This is a genomic window from Actinomyces sp. oral taxon 897 (assembly GCF_002999235.1).
Lineage (GTDB): Bacteria > Actinomycetota > Actinomycetes > Actinomycetales > Actinomycetaceae > Actinomyces.
The window spans coordinates 1,660,746-1,677,586 of sequence record NZ_CP027236.1; the positions used below are offsets into that span (position 1 = coordinate 1,660,746).

Here is a 16,841-nt window from a genome sequence, read left to right on the forward strand (position 1 = left end):
TTCTCCTCTCATTGACCAGAAGGACAGGAAACAGGTCCTAGCGTCTACCAGGCACGAGGCTAGAGCAGCAGGCCCGTGGTGTCGATGGGGAGAGATCCCCATCGAACCCACCGCGGCGGCCGGCCCGAGCGAACCGGTACCGGCCGCGAGCGCGCCTCACTCCACGAGCGGGATCTGGACCTTCACGGCCTTGCCCGCACTCACCCAGTAGCCCCGTCCGGGGGGCATCTCGCCGCGGCGGACCTTGGGGATGTCGGTGCGCAGGAGCATCTCCCCGTCCATGGAGTCGGGCTGGAGGAGCAGGCCGGTGCGGGCGTTACGGACCTCCTGGAGCAGGGGCCAGGAGGAGTTCCACTGGAAGGTCTCTCCCTCGGCCACCACCAGGTGGCCGTTGCGCTTGGCCTTCTTGACCGCGTCTATGAGCGGCATCTCCACCGGGGTCTGGAGGAACTCGGGGTAGCCCTCAATAAAGAGGGCCACCTGCGGATGCCCCTCAGGGGCCTCGACGGACAGGACCTCACTGGCGGCGGTCAGGGCGTCACGGATCCGCTCATCCCCCGTGACAGAGGTGTCCCACAGGCCCTCGACGCGGGCCAGGGACGAGCGGCGGCCGGAGATGTGGATACGTACCACGTCCGGATCCCAGGCCCTGAGGGTGGTGGCCAGCCAGCGCAGGGCGGTAACGCCACCGGACTCGGCCTGCCCGGCCACCAGGACCGCCCCCACCGGGGTGTAGCCCCACGGCCCCAGCGTGTCGGAGGACATTCCCAGGGTCGGCAGACCTGCCACGGTCTTGGGCAGCGCGGAGGTCGAGAGCTCGTCGGGCAGCTTACCCACCCCTGTCGGCCTGGTCCGTCCCCGGCGCTCCAGGTAGTGGCCAAAGGACTCCACCAGGCGCGACTGCGCCAGGACGTTGACATTGTCGCCCAGGATGGCCAGCTGGAGCTCCTCGTCCTTGCGGTCCACCTGCATGGCGCGCCCCGGCGGGCTCTTGGGGGACAGGACGTCCTTGGGCAGGTTGAAGTACATGTAGCCCTCCTCGTCCGTCTGGCGCAGGACCACCTTGCGCTGGAAGGTCCCTGCCATGGAGGTGGAGATCGCCTGGGGACGCTCGGCCCCGGCCGCCACGTGCACCCCCACGCCGCGCCCGTCCACCAGGATCCGCTGGAACAGGTCCAGGACGGCCAGGCCGTCGGAGTTCTTCTCGTACTCGGTCCTGAACGACCCGATCCCGTCCACCAGGAGCAGGATGCGCGGCTCCTCCTGGTTGCCCGAGATACGCCGGTAGTCGGTGATGGTGGCGGCGCGGGCGGCGGCGTAGCGCTCGCTGCGGGTGTCAATGAGGTCGGTGAGGTAGCGCAGCAGGCGGGTGACGCGCTCGTCGTCGTCGGCCTCCACCACCGCCCCCACGTGCGGCAGGGACTCCAGCATGGCCAGGCCCCCGCCAGCGGCGTCCAGGGCGTAGACGTCCACCGGACCCGAGCGCGGGGTAATGGCCGCGGCGATCGCCAGGGAGCGCAGCGCCGTGGACTTCCCCGAGCCGGAGGCCCCGTAGAAGGCGATGTGCCCCTCGTCGTCGGGGCGGAAGTACTCCGGGTGCTGGTCCTGATGGTCGGGGTCGTCCACCACCCCCAGGAGCAGCTCGGTGTCGCGGCGCTGGGGCAGGCGGTTGAGGTCGTAGGTGGGGGCCAGCTCCTCCAGCCAGGGCTTGCGGGGCGAGGGGATCCGGGCCGACTCCGAGGCCGCCCTGATCGTGGCCACCACCCTGTCAATGTCCTGGGGCACGGACTCGGTGGAGACCTCCACGCGGGCCACCTGCCAGGGGCGAGGCATCCCGAAGGTCATCTCGTCCACCCCCACCGGGGCGGTGGACACCTCCGAGGTGGTGCGCGCCCCCGGGTAGGCGGACTGGAACTGGGTGATGCGCCCCGGTCCGGTCTTGGCGGCCGCGCGCCCGGGGATCTCGGGCGGGAAGTGGGCGGCGGTCTTCTCCCCCAGGACGTCCTGGGAGTCGGACTCGTCGGCCATGCGCAGGGCCACCCGCAGGTTGGTGTTGGCCCGCAGGTTGTCCTTAATGACGCCCGCCGGGCGCTGGGTGGCCAGGATGAGGTGCAGGCCCAGGGAGCGGCCCCGCTGGGCCACGTCCACGACGCCGTCGACGAACTCGGGGACCTCGGTGGCCAGGGCCGCGAACTCGTCGACCACGATCACCAGGCTGGGCGGGCAGTCGGGGTCACCCATCTTCTCCAGGGTGACCAGGTCCTTGGCGCCCTTCTCGTTGAGCAGGTGCTCGCGGTGGCGCAGCTCGGCCCTCAGGCTGGTCAGGGCCCGGCGAACCAGGTAGGGCGACAGGTCCGTGACCAGGCCCACGCAGTGGGGCAGCTCGGTGCAGCGGGCGAACGCGCTGCCGCCCTTGTAGTCCACGAACAGGAAGGTCAGGCGGTCCGGGGACAGGGCCTGGGCCATGCCCAGCACCCAGGACTGGAGGAACTCGGACTTGCCCGCACCGGTGGTGCCGCCCACCAGGGCGTGGGGGCCGTGGGTGCGCAGGTCCAGGGCCAGGGGGGCCTCCGCCCCCTGGCCCACCAGGGAGCGCAGGCTCAGGGCCTGCTTGAGGGGAGCGGCCGGGCCGTCGTGGTCGATGACGGAGTGGTTGGCCCGCCACCGCCCCACCTGGGCGTCGGCGGAGTCGGCCAGCTCCTCGCCCGTGAGCCCCACGAAGGAGATGGAGCGCGGCAGGTCGGAGTCGTCGTCCACGGGCACGCCCATGTCCACCACAGGGGCCAGGTGGCGTCCCAGGTGACGGACCTGGTCGTGGCTCAGGGACTCGGGGACCACGTCGGTGGCGGCCCGGGAGCGGCGCACGTAGCCCACGGTGCCGCCCACACCCTGGCCCGTGGGCGCGAGCTGGAGGAAGCTGCGGCAGGCGGCGGGCAGCTCGGTGACCTGCGGGGCGATCCAGATGGTGTGTACGCCCACGTCGGGGCCCTGCTCCACCACGCGGATGAGCCGGGCCCGGTCCACGGCGGGGTTGTCCACCACCACCACGACGGCAGGGACGTGGGCGTCGTCACCGCTGTCGTCGTCCTCCTCCTCGGTGGGGCCGCGGCGCGTCGGCTCGGTGGCGCCCCGCTGGGCGATGAGCTCCTCGAGGCGGGCCAGCAGGACCATGCCGGTGGCGCCGTCGGAGGCCAGGTGGAGGTCGCCCAGGGGCGAGTGGGGCGAGCAGGTGTGGGGCAGCCACTCCACCCAGTCCCAGCGCCCCCGCCCGGTGGTGTCGGTCAGGCACACCAGGGCCACCTCGGCGGGCGAGTGGAGGCTGACGAGCTGGGCGACCACGGCCCGGGTGGCCCCCTCCAGGTCGGGGGCCGCGCCGCACAGGCCCAGGGATCCGTCCTCCCGCAGGTTGACCACGATCGGCACCTGGTCAATGGTGGAGAACCGCTCCCGCAGCACCATCAGGGCCTGACGGTGCTCCTTGACGGCGTCCTGGGCGTGCGGCTCCTCGATCTCGGTGCGGGGGGTGTCGGTCCCCAACCCCAGGCGCAGCTGGAGGAACTCGGGGTGCTCGGGGCGGCGGCACCACAGCGCCGGGCCCAGCCCCATGACGTCGGCGTAGACGTCGTTGACCGACGGGTACTGGGCGGTGCGTGCCTGGCGCTCCCGGGCGAAGACCCTCACCAGGTTGGCGCGCGCGTCCACCACCGCCTCAGCGAAGCGACGCCGGTCACGTTTCCACTCCTGCCTGCGCCGCAGCCGCTGCTCCGCCCAGGTGCCGATCATGAGCACCGGGGACAGGCCCACGAACACCAGGCTCATCACGTTGCGGCTGAACAGGTACATGCCCGCCCCCATGACCAGGGGGGCCACCAGCGCCAGCAGGGGAAAACGCTGGGCCGGCTGGAAGCGCGGCGGGGTGGGCAGGGTGATCTTCTCGTGCGGGGTGCGGGGTATCACCCGTGGTGAGCGCAGGTAGGGCACGTCGGTGCTGCCTGAGCCCGAGCGGGTCCCCGGGACGTTGCTGGCGGTGGTCAGCAGGCTGATCCGCAGGCTCGTCTCCCCTACCGTGACCACGTCCTGGGTGCTGACGGCCAGGCGTTGGACCCGCTGGTCGGCCACGGTGACGCCGTTGGCCGAGTTCAGGTCGTGGACCTCCACCTGGGTGCCCACGGTAATGCGCATGTGCCGCTTGGAGACCAGGGGGTCGTTGAGCACGACGCCGCAGTGCCGCGAGCGCCCCACCTCCGTGGAGCCCGGTGGCAGGGGGAAGGAGGTCCCGGCGTCGGGCCCGCTGAGGACCTGGACGACGGCGGCCTCCATGGCGCGCGCGTGCTCCTTGGGCACGGGGGCGAGGTCGACGACGTCGCCGCTGCCCAGCCCGGACTCGTCCAGGGGGGTCACGGGGGTCAGGACGGTGGGCGGGTGGGCGCCGTCGGGGTCCAGGACCCGCAGGGTCACCGTGCCGGGGTCCACCGGGTCACCGGCCTTGAGCGGGCCGGCACTGGCCAGGGCGGCGGCGACGTCGCCCACGGTGGCGGTGGCGTCGGCGGTCACCTGGAGGTTGGTGGCCTGGCCGGCGCGGCCGCGCACGCTCAGACGGATCTTCATGCGGTCTCTCCTGTGCTCTGCGGGCGTGCGGGGGCTGCGGGGCGGGGCCCGGGTGGAGTGGGGCGGGGCCCGGGTGGGGCGGTAGGTGAGGTGGGCGGGGTGGGGTCGCCAGCGGCGTGGTCCAGCAGCGGCAGGTCCCTGACCGTGACCAGGCGCGCCGCCAGGGCGTACTCCACCAAGGCGTTACGGCGGTAGGAGGCGTGGGAGCGCGGCCCGCCCCGCATCCCCTTGACCCCCAGCCGGTCCAGCTTGTCGCAGACGTTGTCCAGCTTGCGGTTGAAGCGGGTCATGGACCAGCCCAGGCGGGCGGCGGCGTCGGCGTTGCGGGGCAGGTCCACCGGCCCGGTCCCGGTGCGCCGCAGCCAGGGCTCGGCCAGGGACAGGATGAGCAGGTGCTGGCTGGGGGTGAGGCTGACCTGCCCCACCGTGGTCTCCCCCTGGGAGGGGCCCGGCTCAGGGGGGTTGACCTCGTACAGGGGGCCGGGGACCTCCAGGAGGATCTCGTAGGTGGTCGCGCCCGCGGTGAAGACCAGCGCCATGCGGGGGAAGACCAGGGGGACCCGGGCGCCGGGGGCCACCCAGGAGCGTGAGCTTCCCTCCGCCTCGGCCACGGTGGTCCCCAGGCGGCTGCCGACGTTGACCACCCACCACAGCCCGGTCTGCCACTGCAGGATGAGGAAGCGTCGGTGGAGGAAGGGGTTGTCGTCCAGGGCGAGGTCCCCCTCCCGCCCGATGGTGAAGGCCTGGTCGCGGGGGATCCGGTGGATCTCCCCGGCGAAGTCGAGGACCAGCGCCTCGTCCTGCCCGCTCATGGCGTGGGCACGCAGGTGGTCACCGGGGCCGAGGTGGTCCCGTCCTGGGAGCGGGCCACGACCTCCACGCAGGTGCGCCCGGGCAGGGGGTTGACCGTGGCCGTCAGCTCGGTGGTCTCCTGGACCGGCTGGGGGGAGGCCGGGTCGTTGACGCGGTACAGGAAGGTCACCCCCTGCGTGTCCCCCTCCCACATCCAGGTCAGGCGGACGACGCCGTCCCTGAGCACCGCCGTGAGGTCGGTGACGGCGGGGCCGTTGGGGACCCCCGGGGGCGGCTTGAGCTTGGAGGTGGCCGAGGGCCGGGCGGTGGAGGTGGCGTAGGTGGTCGGCTCCTGGCGCACCAGCGCCCGGTAGGCCAGGAGGCCGACGCCCGCGACCAGGAACACGGCCAGGAGGCTGACCAGGACCGTCCGGGGCCGGGGGCGTCGGTCGGCGTGGTCCTGGCCGTCGCCACCGGCGTGCTGTGGGCCGTCAGGGGCCTGGGCGCCGGAGCCGTCCTGAAGGGGCTCCTGGTGGTGCCGCACGGCGTCCGCCTCATCGGGCGACGAGGGCGGGAGGGCACCAGGTGGCGGGCCGCCGGGCGGCAGGGGGGTATCCGGCCTCCCCGGGCGCGGGGCGCGGGGCACCGAGCGGGTGTCGTCGCTGCCGGTGGGGCCGGGCCGGGTACCAGCGGAGCCCGGCCGGGTGCCGGTGGGGTCGATCGAGGTGACCGGTCGCAGGACGGTGGCGTCCGCGCCGTCGGGCCCGGGGGCGGGGGCCAGCTCCTCCTCCATGACGTCCAGGGCCGTGACGCCCAGGTGCAGGTCGGTCTGGATCTGCTGGAGGGCGCGGGCGAAGGCGTAGGCGGTGGGGTAGCGCCCGGAGGGACGCACAGCCATGGCCGTGCGCAGGACGCGCTCAAGCTGGTCGGGCACGTCGGGGCGCCCGATCGGCGGTATCTGACCGGCCAGGGCCCGCCGGTACAGGGCCATCCGGCTGTCGTCACGGCCGGTGGCGTCCGCGTGGGGGGAGCGCCCCGACAGGAGGGTGTAGACCGTCGCCGCCAGGGAGTACACGTCCGCGGCGGGGGTCAGGGCCTCCTCGTCGGTCTGCTGCTCGGGCGACGCCCAGGGCGGGGAGGCGCCGCCGAACTCGTCGCCGACGACCTGGTCCTTGATCGGGGTGGCGATCCCGAAGTCGGTGAGCACCGGGTGCTTGAAGGAGGTCAGCAGAATGTTGGCGGGCTTAATGTCCCGGTGCAGGTAGCCGGCCCGGTGGATGGTCTCCACGGCACCGGCCACCTGGATCCCCACCTCCAGGGCCTGGGCCACGCTCAGGGGGTGGGCGGCCGCACGCCTGCCCAGGTGGGGCGGCGGGCAGTACTCCATCATGAGGTAGTTGCGGCCGCCCTCCACGGTCCCGGCCCCGTAGACGGACAGGATCGAGGGGTGGGAGGACATGCGGGCCATGAGGTTGGCCTCGGCCTCGAAGTGGGCGCGCTGGGCGGGCGTCGTCCCCTGGCGGATCACCTTGACGGCGACGTCGCGGCGCGGGACGGCCTGCTCGTAGAGGAAGACGTCGGCGAACCCTCCTGCCCCCAGGAACCCCTTGGGGGTGGCTCCGGGGATGGCTGGGGCCTGGGGCTGTGCGGTACTCACCGTGCCTCCTCAATCGTCAGGGTGACGTTCTCACCGAGGTCAATGACGTCGCCTGTGCGCAAAAACGTGCTGCCGTGCTCGGGGACGCGATGGGGGGCCTCGCCGGGGCGCAGCAGGACCGTGCCATTGCGTGAGCGCAGGTCCTCCACGGTCAGGTCCCAGCCCTCCACGCGGATGGCGCAGTGGGACTTGGAGATACCCAGGTCGGGGCTGGCCACGGCAATGAGGTGGGGGGTGGGGCCCCCGGAGCGGGTGGTGACCTGGGGCCTGCGCCCGACGACGACGTCGGCGTCCAGCACCGCGGTGGCGCCGGTGGACGCGCGCAGCAGCCCCAGGGGCGGACGCCGGACCATGCCGGTGGCCGAGGTCACCTCGGCGCCGCACTGCCGGCACCTGCTGGCGTGCACGGGGTTGGGGTGGTTGGCGGGGCAGAAGGCGGCCAGGACCATGGGCGCGGATCCGTCCGGCACCGTCCCCGGGGGCAGGGGGAGGCCCGTCCCCAGGGCCTGGTGCTCCGCACGCAGCTGGGCCGAGGAGACCGTGCACCCGTCATGCCGCCAGTCACCCCCCGCAGCCGGGACCCCGCCGGGCGAGTCCGGGAGCCCACCGGGAGGCCCACCAGGGAGACCACCGGGCGGGTCCGGGACCTGGCCAGGGAGTTCGCCCGGGGCCCCACCGGGCAGGCCGCCTGGGATCCCACCGGGCAGGCCGGTCCCGCCCGCCGGGCCCGGCAGGGCAGCGGCGTCGCCTCCCTGGGGGAGGGCGGCCTGGTGCTCCGCACGCAGCTGGGCCGAGGAGACCGTGCGCCCGTCATGCCGCCACTCATCCCCCGCGGCCGGGACCCCACCAGGGAGCCCGGCGGGCGGGTCCGGGACCTGGCCCGTGCCCTGGCTCGTACCCGGCGCCTGGGGGTCGCCCTGGGGCTGGTGGCGTGCGCTGACCGCATCCAGGGGGCTGACGTCGTCGCAGTGGACCTGGCGGATGGCGGCGTCCTCGACCCGGTGCGGGGTCAGGGACGTGGCATCGAAGAGGTGGCCGAAGTAGTCCTCCTCGACCTGCTCCACGCTGGCCGGTCCGGGGTCCTGGGGCGGCCGGGCCGGAGCCGGAGGTGCGGCCGGGACCGGAGGTGCGGCCGGGATTGGGGCCGGGGGCGCGGGCAGGGGTGCGGACGGGACCGGGACTGGGAGCGCGGCCGGGACTGGGGGTGCGGACTGGGCCGGGTCCGGGGCGGGGGACGGCGCCCCGGAGCCGGGCTGGTCCCCCGGCCCCTCGAGGCCGGCCCTGGACATCCCAGGCGTCCCAGGGACACCAGAAACCTCAGGAGCTCCAGGAGTATGAGGCACCTCAGGAGCTTCAGGCATTTCAGGCGTCCCAGGAGCACCGGGCACTTCAGAAGTTTCAAGAACTCCGGGAATATTAGGTGTCATAAGAACCTCAGGTGCCTCGGGAACCTCAGGAGTCCCAGGCGCCTCAGGAGTATCGAGGCTGCTGACCTGGTCCTCAGGGCCGGGGACCGCGGTCTCCTGGGCACCCTGCGCCCACCGGGGCCCGGCGTAGGGGTCCACGTCCTCCGGCCGCAGGGTCGCCCCGGCGTCGCCAGCGGGCGCGGGCTCCAGGGACGCCGGCTCCGCAGGCACAGGCGCCGGGACGGGGGCCGCCGACCAGGTCGCGGGGACGCGCCCCGCCGGCTCCGCGGGCACAGGGTCCAGGGGCGCGCCTCCCGGGGAGGGGGGCGCTGGCACGCCCGCCACAGCAGGCCCACCCAGCACGGCAGGCTCAGCCACCACCGCGGGCCCGCCCACCACGGCCGACTCGGCGGCCACGACCGGCCCGGCCACCACCGCGGGCGCCGCGACAGGCGCCGGACCAGGCGCCCCGGGGCCAGGCGCCGGGTCGGGCACCGGGGTGACCGGGTCAGGCACCGGTTCACCGGCCCCCCGGTCCGCGGGCCCCGGGCCGGTACCCGGCTCCTGCCAGGTCAGGGTACTGGCCTCTACCAGGCCCGAGCGCAGCGGCAGGCCCGGCGTCGTCCCGACGTCGGCGGGCTCCAGGACCACGGTGAGGTCCCGGACGCCGGTGAAGCAGGCCTCGTCCCAGACCACCACCCTGGGGGCGCTGAAGACCTGCTCGCCGCCGTCGGCCACGACCCGGACCTGGAAGGCCCCGCGCCCCACGACCCGGACGGCGTCCTCCTCCACGGACACGGCCAGGAAGTCGGGTAGGGTGAAGACGTCGTTGCCGTGGGCGCGCACCAGGACCTGGAGGACCTCCTCCAGCCCCTGCCCGGCCTCCGTCTCCTGCCACATGCTCTCCAGGAGCCCCAGGTCCTCACGCAGCGCGACCAGGCCGCGCGGGGACACTGCCAGGGGCACGCTTCCCGGGATCCACCTCGGTGTCGTCCTCATGGCTCCTCCGTCTCCTGGTGCTGGTGGCCGTGGCTGCGCGGTGGCGCGAGGTGCGCCGGGTGCCCCGCACTCCTGGTGGGCAGCCGAGGGATGGTGTCGTCGCTCACACTGGGGGCCGTGGACTCGTCTACGTCACCCGCCTCCCACGGAGGCAGGGCCTGGACGACGTCGACCACCACCACCGTGACGTTGTCGTGACCGCCTGAGGCCAGGGCGTGGCCCACGAGCTCGCGGGCCGCCTGGCCGGGGTCGGCCACGCCCCGGGCCACCGCCTCGATCCGGGTGGCGGCGACCTCGTTGCTCAGCCCGTCGGAGCAGATGACGAACCGGTCGCCCGCACGGGCCGGCAGGAGGAACTGGTCGGCGTAGACCTGTGCGCCGCCACCGGCCCCCAGGGCCCGGGTGATGACGTTGCGGCGCCCCGAGGTACGCGCCTGCTCCGGGGTCAGGCGTCCGGCGTCGACCAGCTCCTGGACCTCGGAGTGGTCGTGGGTGACCTGGCAGAAGGAGCTCTCGGAGACGTGGTAGGTGCGCGAGTCCCCGACATTGACCACCCGCAGGCAGGGCCTGCCGCTCTGGGAGGACAGGACGACGCCGGTCAGGGTGGTCCCCGGTGCGAACCCGGCCCGCTCCAGGCCGGCCACGCTCACCGCGGCACGGTCAATGCGGTGGGCCAGCGCCCGCGCTCCCACGAGGTCCTGCCCGACCAGGTCCCGGAAGGCGTCCAGGGCCAGGGCGGAGGCCACGTCGCCCGCCTCGTGGCCCCCCATGCCGTCGGCCACCAGGAAGACCGGGGAGCGTGCCAGGTAGGAGTCCTCGTTGTGCCTGCGCACCAGCCCGGTGTCACTGGCCGCGCCCGAGCGCACGCGCAGGACGGGCCCCGCGGGGCCGGGCGGCTGGGGCGGGGCGACGGGCGGGGACGCGGACACGCTCACCAGGCCTCCACCCTCAGGCTGCGGTCCCCGAAGCGCACGGTGGAGCCCGCCGGGGCCTCGAGGACGTCCCCGGGCACCGCTACCGTGGCCGACCCGCCCGGGGAGACCACGACGGTGCCGTTGGTGGAGCCCAGGTCGTGCACCAGCACCCGGGATCCCTCCAGGCGCAGGGCCACGTGGGTCTTGGAGACGGAGTAGTCGGGGACGGGCACCAGGACGGCGCCGGTCCACGGGGGCACGGCCACGGGGTCACGCCCCAGCAGGACGGTGCCGCCCAGCATCACCTGCTGCCCGGTGTCCAGGAGGAGACGGGCGGCGCCGGACCCGCGCGCCACGGTGCGGTCCGCCTCCTCCGACGACGGCGCGGGCCCGGGGCCGGCGACCTGGGCCGCACGCACCTGCAAAGGGACCACGACCGGGTCGCTGGCGCTGGTTCCGCGCTGGATGGGGACGGGGGCCAGCGGCGAGGAGGGCGGCTGGGCCGGGGCGGGCGGGACGGGGCCCACTGGAGCGGGCGGGACCGAGCCCGACGACGCCGAGGGCTGGGACGGCGTGACCGGCGGGGCAGGCGGGAGCGCCGGGGCAGGCGGGGCGGGCGTCGCCTCGGGGCCCTGGCCGCCAGCTCCCTGCTCCCAGGGCACGGCGGTAATAAAACCGGATGAGGCCGCAGGCGCCGAGGAGGCTGCGGGGGGCGGGGGGACCGGAGGACGACACCCGGCCAGGTCGAGGCCGCCGACGACGGTGTTCTCCAGGCTCTCCTCCCCGGCGGGGGCCGGGGACGACGCCCAGGCGCCCAGGGCCGCCTCGTGCCCCTGGGACGCGCTGGCCTGCGGAACCACCCCGGTGGCCCGCACCGACCCGGTTCCCGGGACGGCGTCCCGCCGCCTGGCCCCTTCCGGCCAGGCACCGGCCCTGACGTCAATAATGTAGATCCCGGCGCACCGCTCGTACCAGGACCGCCTGAGGGGGTCCAGGGTGCCGAAGAAGACGACGAGCGGCACCAGGCCGAAGCTCGCCAGCCCGGTCAGTGCCCCCAGCAGGGTCCAGGCCAGCACCCTGGGGAGCACCTGCCCGGGCCGGTCCCAGCGCACGTAGGCGACCCCGAGCAGCCGCATTCCCGGGGTCTGGCCGGAGATGCGCACCGGCCAGAAGAATATGGCGAAGACAGCCAGGAGGTATACCGCTATCACCATGTAGACAGGGAACTCCGAGTACCCGCTGAGGAGGGCGGAGAACACGATCGCCAGCATGATCGCCGAGACAATGTGCAACAGCACATAGTCCACGAACCAGGCCGCCCAGCGTCGGCCTATGCCCGCGGGCACGGTCTGACGCAGGTGGGCGGGCAGCACCCCGGGGGCGGTGGTAGGGCTCATGACCGGCCTCGATTCGAGTGGGGGCGCCGCAGGCGGACGCGGGGACGGGAGGGGGTGGGACGGCGGGTGCGCCCGGCGGCCCGGCGCTCGGCACGGCGTCGGGTGCGCCGCTCACGGCGGCCGTCCCGCAGGGAGCGCAGGGCGACCACCGCCAGGACGCGCCGACGGCGTCGGGTCGCCGCACGCAGCCGGGCCAGGACGGCGTCGGCGTCCTCCCAGACCTGCTCGGAGCGGATGTGAGAGGCGTCGGCGCCACCGAAGACCGACCCGTCCACGGACACCGCCAGGGCACCCACACTACCCGGGGCGGGCTGGGGACGGAACACGCTCCCGGGTACCTGCGCCCGCCCGTCGGTGAGCGCCTGGAGGAAGCGGGCCTGCTCCGGGCGGGTGGCGCTGCGCGGCACCCCGGTACCCAGGTCGGTGGCGCGGTCAATGAGCTCGTCCCAGCCGCCGCCGACCTGGTCCAGGCCGGTGCCCCCGGTGCGGCGCCGGTGGCGGCGGCGCGCCTTGAGCCCGACCACCACCAGGAAGGGCGAGCTGACCACGAGCAGGCCGCCGGTCAGGCGGGCCGCCAGGAGGAGCCAGTACCTCCAGGCGGAGGCGTCGTCGGTGTCCCGGTCGTGGTCGTCGGTAATGTCGGGGGGTAGCTCGGCGGGCTCCTGCGGGGGCACCGGGGGCTGGAGGACCTGGGGGCGCGGGTTGGGCTTGGGCCTGGGGACCTCGGTCTGCGGGGTCCGGTCGCGCGGCGGGGTGGGGTCGAAGGGGACCCAGCCGGCGCCGTCGAAGCTGACCTCGACCCAGACGTGGGCGTCGGTGCCCAGGATCCTCTGCTCGCCCTCGGAGTAGGTCTGCGGGTAGAAGCCCATGACCACCCGGGAGGGGTAGCCGGCCTGGCGCACCATGAGGGCCATGGCGACGGCGTACTGCTCGTCGTCCCCGATCATGGCCGCGTTGACGTCCAGCAGGCTCTCCAGGCGGGCGGTGGAGTGGCTGGGCAGGCTCAGTCCGTCCGACCCGTTGGAGAAGTAGCCCTGGGTGGAGAAGAACTGCTGCATGGCACGCACCCGGGAGACGGGGGTGTCGGCCTCCCCCACCGCCTCGGACAGGCGCTCGCCCACGCCGTCGGGCACGTTGGTGAGCTCGGGCTGGACCAGGGTGCTCCCGGCGCGCCCGGTCAGCTGCTGGTCGCTCCACACCGGTGGGGTGACGAGAGTCACGGTATAGCTGTCCCCGCTGCTCAGGCCCCGGGTGGTCAGGGCCGAGCCCAGGGACGAGGAGTAGTACAGCCCGTCCATAATGGCCGCGGAGTCGGCGCTGGTGACGTCAATGGTGCGCAGCTCCCCGCCGCCGGGCATCCAGTAGCCGGAGTAGTCCTTGATGGTGATGCCCAGGGTGGAGGTCGTGGCGTCCTCGGGCAGGGCGTCGTCGGTCACGGTGGTCCCGGTGCGGTAGAAGCTGTCGGAGCCCTGCCCGGTGCCCACCCGCATGACGACGCCGTCGTAGGCGTCCAGGGTGGCCAGGCGGATCCGCTCCCCCTCCTTCAGGCCGGTGACAGTGAACAGGGTGGCGTCCTTCTGGTTGTCCACCCAGTAGTGGAAGCTCGTCAGGGGCGAGGCGTACTCCTCCAGGTCCAGGGGCGGGCGGACGTGGTCACGCAGGACGTCGCGGTGCTCCCCGCCCTGGAGGACGGGGGCGGTCAGGGCGGACGCCACCAGGGCGACAGCGACCATGGCGAGCGACCCGGCCACCGTGAGCCAGCGCCTGCCCTGGCCCGTGGGGCTGCCCACAATGCCCCGGCCGGCCTCCCGCCGGCGCCGGTGGGCCAGCCAGGAGGTCCACAGCAGGCCCGTGGCCAGGACGGTCCCGGCTGCGGGCAGGGCCAGGGGGGCGTTCTGGGAGCCCCACAGCACGCCGACCAGCCCCAGGGCCGCCACCGGTACCAGCGCCCAGGCCTGGCGGCGGGTGGTGCGCAGCGCGGTGGTGACCGCGGTGACCGACGCCAGCAGCCCGGCCAGGTAGGGCACGATGGCGGGGCCTACGAACGCCCCTGCGGGCGGGCTCAGGGTGAGCAGGTCCTTCCAGGCCTCCACGGCCCCGGTGACCAGCCCCTGGAGGGTGGCGAGGGTGGGGACCAGGCGTGAGGTGGTCGTGGCGGGCAGGGCCAGGGCGCCGCCCGCCAGGAGGTAGGTCAGGGTGGTGGCCAGGAGCGTCTCCAGCAGGCTCCACCGCCACCGGGCCCCGGCCAGGCCAATGAGGCTGCCCAGGGCAATGCCCCCGGCCACCGCCGTATAACCGCTGGTGTCCCCGAATACGGCGCCGTGGGTGGCCCCGGCGGCTCCCAGGAGGAGGACGACGGCGCCCAGGCTCACCCAGTCCACGCCCCGGGCGGGCGCCTGATCGGCCTCACCGGTGCTCTGAGCCCGGGGCCCGTCGGTGGCCCCGGTCTGCCCGGTCACGGGCTCAGGAGTATCAGTGCTCTGCCCGGTCACGGGCTCAGGGGTGTCAGCGCTCACGAGTCGACCTTTCTCATGGCCCGGCCCAGCAGGTCGAGCTCGGGCAGGGTCAGGACGGGCAGCCCGGCCAGGCGCTGGGAGCGCAGGGCGGCGTCGCCGTCCACGCGCAGGGCGATAGACCGGGTGCTCAGGGGGAGCTCGACGTGGGCGCGGTGGATGCTGGCAATGGGGACCAGGGAGCCGGTGACCAGGACGGTGACCGAGGCGTCGGGGACGGCTGCGGCGGCGCAGCGGGTGACCTCCATGAGGTCACCGCGGTCGGCCAGGCGCTCAATGGTGGTCAGCAGGTCCAGGACCCGGGTGGAGGTGGGCAGCAGCGGGACGCCCGCCTGGGTGACCAGGCTCAGCTCACGGTGCTCGCGCAGGGCGGTCAGGGCCAGGGAGGCGGTGACGCTCACGGCCGTCTCAAAGTCCTCGTCACTGGCCCAGGAGGCCGGGTCCAGGTCCAGGACGAGCAGGAGGTGGGCGCGGCGGGTCTCCTCGAACTGGCGGACCATGAGGCGTCCAACGCGGGCGGTGGTGCGCCAGTGCACATTGCGCCGGTCGTCCCCGGGCACGTAGTCGCGCAGGGCGTGGAAGGACACGTCCGAGCTGGACAGGTCCTGGGTGACCGCGCCCTCAATGTCACGGATGAACCCCAGGGCGGTGGTGTCCAGGGCGGTGGTGCGCGGGTGGATGTAGAGGTCCAGGGGGTCGGTCCAGCGCTGGGTGCGCCGCACAAGCCCCAGGGCGTCCCCGCGCACGGAGGTGACCGGGCCCACGGTGACCAGGCCGCGGCGTCGGGTGGGGACGGTGAAGACCTCCTCGTGCGTCTGCCCCGCGCCCAGGCGGGGCACCCGGAAGACGGCCAGGCCCCGGCCCACGGGCATCTCAATGGTGCTAGAGCCCACGGCCCGGCCCGCGGCGCCACGCAGGACCACGTTGCCCAGGGCGGGCTTCCCCACGGTCACGCGGGTGGAGGCCAGGGAGACGGTGACCTGGTAGCTGGTGCGCCCCAGGGACCACAGCAGGGCCACCACCAGCAGGAGGGTCAGGGCGGTGGCCAGGGTCCAGGCCTCCAGCCAGTGGCGGGTGGCGCCAGCCCACCAGGACAGGGCCATGACGACCAGGCTCCCCCACCCCAGCGGGGTGACGGCGCCCAGGACCGAGCCGGTGAAGCGCACGACGGGCCCCAGGACGGCGACCTGCTCACAGCGGCGGGCGAGGTCGGCCAGGGGCGCCAGGAGGCGGGCGCGCGCCACCTGGGCGCCCTGGGTGCACAGGCGCCGGGCGGTGGCGACCAGCCAGGGGGCCAGGCGGGACAGGGAGCGCCACAGGCGGGCCGGGTCCAGTCGTCTCCGGCCCGTCTGGCGCTCACCCGGGGCCCCGGAGGCCCGGGCCTGGCCGTCTCCGCCCCGACCCGGACGCCACCAGCGTCCCCTGCCTCCCTGGCCGGCAGCGCCCCCGGAGGCACGACGACGCCACCTGCGCCCCCTGGCCGGCGGGGGCGGTGGAGGAGGGGGCGGGGCCGCTGAGGCGGGAGGGGGAGGCGGGGGCGGGGGTGGCTGGGACATGGCAGCGGCCTACCTGTGGGTGGGTGCGGGTACGGTGGTCAGGGCGTGGTCGATGACCTGCTCGGGACTGGCCCCGGCGAACTCCGCGTCAGGATCCATCACCACACGGTGCGCCCACACACTACGAGCCAGATCCTTGACGTCATCAGGCACCACGTACGCCCGACCCTGAGCAGCCGCCCACACCCGCGCCACCCGCACCATCGCGATCGCCCCACGAGTCGACACCCCCAACCTCACCGAGGCATCCCCCCGCGTCGCCTCCACCAGAGCCCCCACATAGTCCAGCACCGAGTCCTCCACATGATTACCCGCCGCCAGATCCGCCATCGACGCCACCGCCGAGGACGCGATCACCGCCCCCAGAGACCGCGACCGGTCCGGACGAGCCGACCCCGCCAGCACCCGACGCAGAGCCACCCGGTCCGGGTACCCCACCGACGTCTTCACCAGGAACCGGTCCAACTGCGCCTCAGGCAGACGATACGTCCCCGCCTGCTCAATCGGGTTCTGCGTCGCGATCACCATGAACGGACGACCCGCCGCATGAGCCACCCCGTCCACCGTCACCTGCGACTCCTCCATCACCTCCAACAGGGCCGACTGCGTCTTCGGACTCGCCCGGTTGATCTCGTCCGCCAGCACCACCGAGGCGAACACCGGACCCGCGTGGAACTCCCACTCCCCACTCCCCTGATCGAACACCGTCACCCCCGTGATATCACTAGGCAGCAGATCCGGCGTGAACTGGATCCGCGAGTGCGTCCCCTGCACCGTCGCCGCCACCGCCCGAGCCAGAGCCGTCTTCCCCGTCCCCGGCGCGTCCTCCAGCAACAAGTGCCCCTCAGCCAGCATCGTCACCAGAGCCAACCTCACCACCTCCTCCTTACCCAACAGAGCCAGACCCACATTACCCACCATCCGCGCAAACGTCTCCGCAAACCAAGCCGCATTCTCCTGAGTCATAGCCATAGGATATCCGCCTTTCTCTCCGCTACC

Annotated in this window: 9 protein-coding genes; all 9 read right to left on the reverse strand. The window is 73.9% G+C overall.

The features are described from left to right. Nucleotides 1–156: 156 nt before the first annotated feature. From C3V41_RS06850 to C3V41_RS06890, 9 genes are read right to left on the reverse strand one after another with little or no spacing between them, the layout of a single operon-like run. Nucleotides 157–4,608, reverse strand: a complete 4,452-nt coding sequence (locus C3V41_RS06850) for an FtsK/SpoIIIE domain-containing protein (RefSeq protein ID WP_106109643.1) — start codon at nucleotides 4,606–4,608, stop codon at nucleotides 157–159. Beyond that, nucleotides 4,605–5,420, reverse strand: a complete 816-nt coding sequence (locus C3V41_RS06855; protein WP_254423508.1) for a hypothetical protein — start codon at nucleotides 5,418–5,420, stop codon at nucleotides 4,605–4,607. Before C3V41_RS06855 ends, C3V41_RS06850 begins: the two co-directional genes overlap by 4 nt. After that, nucleotides 5,417–7,057, reverse strand: coding sequence for a serine/threonine-protein kinase (locus C3V41_RS13405; protein WP_217350917.1), 1,641 nt, complete (start codon nucleotides 7,055–7,057; stop codon nucleotides 5,417–5,419). The genes C3V41_RS06855 and C3V41_RS13405 overlap by 4 nt, the downstream gene beginning before the upstream one ends. Beyond that, nucleotides 7,054–9,462 carry an FHA domain-containing protein gene (locus C3V41_RS06865; protein WP_129591503.1) on the reverse strand — a complete coding sequence of 803 codons (2,409 nt, stop codon included), beginning with the start codon at nucleotides 9,460–9,462 and terminating at the stop codon, nucleotides 7,054–7,056. The genes C3V41_RS13405 and C3V41_RS06865 overlap by 4 nt, the downstream gene beginning before the upstream one ends. Continuing rightward, complete coding sequence (locus C3V41_RS06870; protein ID WP_165271592.1) at nucleotides 9,459–10,397, reverse strand: PP2C family protein-serine/threonine phosphatase; 939 nt, start codon at nucleotides 10,395–10,397, stop codon at nucleotides 9,459–9,461. Before C3V41_RS06870 ends, C3V41_RS06865 begins: the two co-directional genes overlap by 4 nt. Continuing rightward, the gene (locus tag C3V41_RS06875) at nucleotides 10,394–11,773 is read right to left on the reverse strand and encodes an RDD family protein (RefSeq protein ID WP_106109646.1); all 1,380 of its coding nucleotides are present in this window, start codon (nucleotides 11,771–11,773) and stop codon (nucleotides 10,394–10,396) included. Before C3V41_RS06875 ends, C3V41_RS06870 begins: the two co-directional genes overlap by 4 nt. Beyond that, nucleotides 11,770–14,289, reverse strand: coding sequence for a transglutaminase family protein (locus tag C3V41_RS06880; RefSeq protein WP_106109647.1), 2,520 nt, complete (start codon nucleotides 14,287–14,289; stop codon nucleotides 11,770–11,772). The genes C3V41_RS06875 and C3V41_RS06880 overlap by 4 nt, the downstream gene beginning before the upstream one ends. Then, the gene (locus tag C3V41_RS14170; protein WP_106109648.1) at nucleotides 14,286–15,842 is read right to left on the reverse strand and encodes a DUF58 domain-containing protein; all 1,557 of its coding nucleotides are present in this window, start codon (nucleotides 15,840–15,842) and stop codon (nucleotides 14,286–14,288) included. Before C3V41_RS14170 ends, C3V41_RS06880 begins: the two co-directional genes overlap by 4 nt. A gap of 9 nt (nucleotides 15,843–15,851) precedes the next feature. Then, entirely contained in the window at nucleotides 15,852–16,814 is a 963-nt protein-coding gene (locus C3V41_RS06890; protein WP_106109649.1) for an AAA family ATPase, read from the reverse strand. Between the last annotated feature and the right edge of the window lie 27 nt (nucleotides 16,815–16,841).